Here is a 2095-nt window from a genome sequence, read left to right as displayed (position 1 = left end):
TGTAGTATAGTAGGTAAGTATGTAGTTGCTGCCGTTGTTTTTTATATCGGCTGCGGCCTGGGTAAGGTCAAATTCCTCTACGCCGTCACCGTCTCCGTTGTCATCACACAGCACCAAAGCATCAGGGGTAGTATCCGGTGTTGGCAGCGGAAGTACCTTGATGGTAAGGGTCGTATAGCTAACACAGCCATCCTGGGTGGTAACTTTAACAAACAATGTTTTTGGGTTACCTGCAGGTGGTGCGGGGTTGGTATAGTGCTCAGGGTCGGCTATGGCTATTGCGCCGGTATCAACCCTTGGGTCGGATTCATAGTATTCCACGGTATACCCCTGCCCGATGCCTGATGGGCCTAAAAGCTGGTCTTCCCTTACCGTAAGGTCAAACTCTGTCTGGCCGTCGTTTGGAAGGGCTTCGTTACAGATGGCAAGAGGGCTCGGTGTGGTAAGGGCATGCGGTGCATTGAAGATAAGCATGAAGCTCTCTACGCTGTAGCAGCCTGTTACAGGGTCTTCCACCCTTACCCAGATCACCTGCTGGTCTGAGCCCATATAGGTGGCAGGGTTGGTGATCCTGTTGGCAAGGCCGCTGTTGGCTCCTGTCTCGGTGGTATAGTATTCTACAATAAGATCATCCGGTATGATAAGGCCAAGGGCATCGGCAATTACGGCATTCTGTACCGTAAGGTCTACCCTGCGTTTGCCGTCCTGTCCGTTGTTGTCGGCATCGTCACAGAAGGTAAGGTCCTCCAGTGATGGGGCCTGCGGTGCAGGGGAGACAATAAGCGTTAGCACATAAGGTACAGTATTGCTGCACCCGCTGCGGGTATCGGTTACCCTTACATAGATATCCTGGATGTAAGGTACGGCATTTACATAGTTCTCTGTTGTTGGTATCGGGTTTATACCCGCTATGGCATCTTCCGCTGTTTCATGGAAAGTGATCACAAGGTCAGGATCGCCGTTAGCCATACTCTCTTCAAGGGCTGCAAGGTCAAATTCGCCTATGCCCTGCCCGTTGGTATCGCATACGGTCAGCTCGTCCTGGGTCGGCTCAAGGATGATCGGCTGGTGCTCTACCCTAAGGTCTAAGAAACCGATCCTGTAGCACCCGGTGGCTGTTACCTCAAAGCGTACAAAAAGCGTCTCTACCTGCGGTACCTGGTTCTCATAGGCTAAGGCATCCGTCTCGCTTATAGGGTTGGTATCGCCCTGGGCATCAGCAAAGCTGTGGTGGAAGGTTATGGTCATGCCGCTGGCATCGGCTATAAAGTCAGGGATCCTGCTGGTAAGGTCAAATACCTCTTTGTCCATTGGGGCGGTGGTATCACACAGTGTATATACCGACTGGTTGGTGATAAGCTCCGGAAGCGGGTTGACAATAAGCTCAAGGGTCACTATATCATAGCAGCCTGTGGTGTTATTGGTTACCCTTACATAAATGGTAGCTGTACCCGATGGGTAGCTGGCTGCATTTATTATCGAAGGGGTGCCGTTTACAGCATCATCATTACTAACGTGGTAGCTTATGCTGTATTGGGCAGGGTCTAAACTGCCAAGTATCTCAGCTGCTTTTATAGTAAGGTCGAAGGTAGCGATACCGTCGGTGTCGCTGGCCCCGTCATCGCATAATGCATAGTCTGATGGCTCGGTGGCCTCAGGAACAGGGTTTACGATCAGCTGGAGGGTAACAAGGTCATAACAATCCGTAAGGGTAGACTGCACCCTTAGGTAGATCGTCTGGCCATGCTGGTTGATATTGGTATAGTTATCCGGATTAGGGATAGGGTTAACATCATGTTCGGCATCCTCAGGGGTTTCATAGGCCGTTACTTCAACATTGCCAAGGGCTGCTTCTATGGCTGCCATAGCTCCTGTCATATCAAACTGTGCAAAACCGTCATTGTTGAAGTCACACTCCTCGATTGGTGCCGGAGGGGTGGCGATAGGCGCAGGGATCACATTAAGATCTACTGTTACCCCGGTAGTATAACAGCCTGTGATATCATCGGTTATCCTCGGATAAAGTGTCGTGTCTCCTGAAAGGTACGGGGTAGGTAAATAATCAGTGCCGCCGAATTCCGCCTGTTCAGGGGTC

General features: G+C 51.0%; 1 pseudogene. It reads right to left on the bottom strand.

Going from position 1 to position 2095, the window contains the following annotated elements:
* A pseudogene (locus tag NHE85_RS11665) lies at nt 1–2095 on the bottom strand (hypothetical protein); the annotation flags it as partial.

It is taken from the genome of Flavobacterium sp. NRK1, assembly GCF_024054175.1.
In the GTDB taxonomy this organism is placed as follows: domain Bacteria; phylum Bacteroidota; class Bacteroidia; order Flavobacteriales; family Flavobacteriaceae; genus Flavobacterium.
The sequence above is the reverse complement of the archived record's forward strand: the minus strand, read 5'-3'. Positions and strand labels throughout refer to the sequence as shown.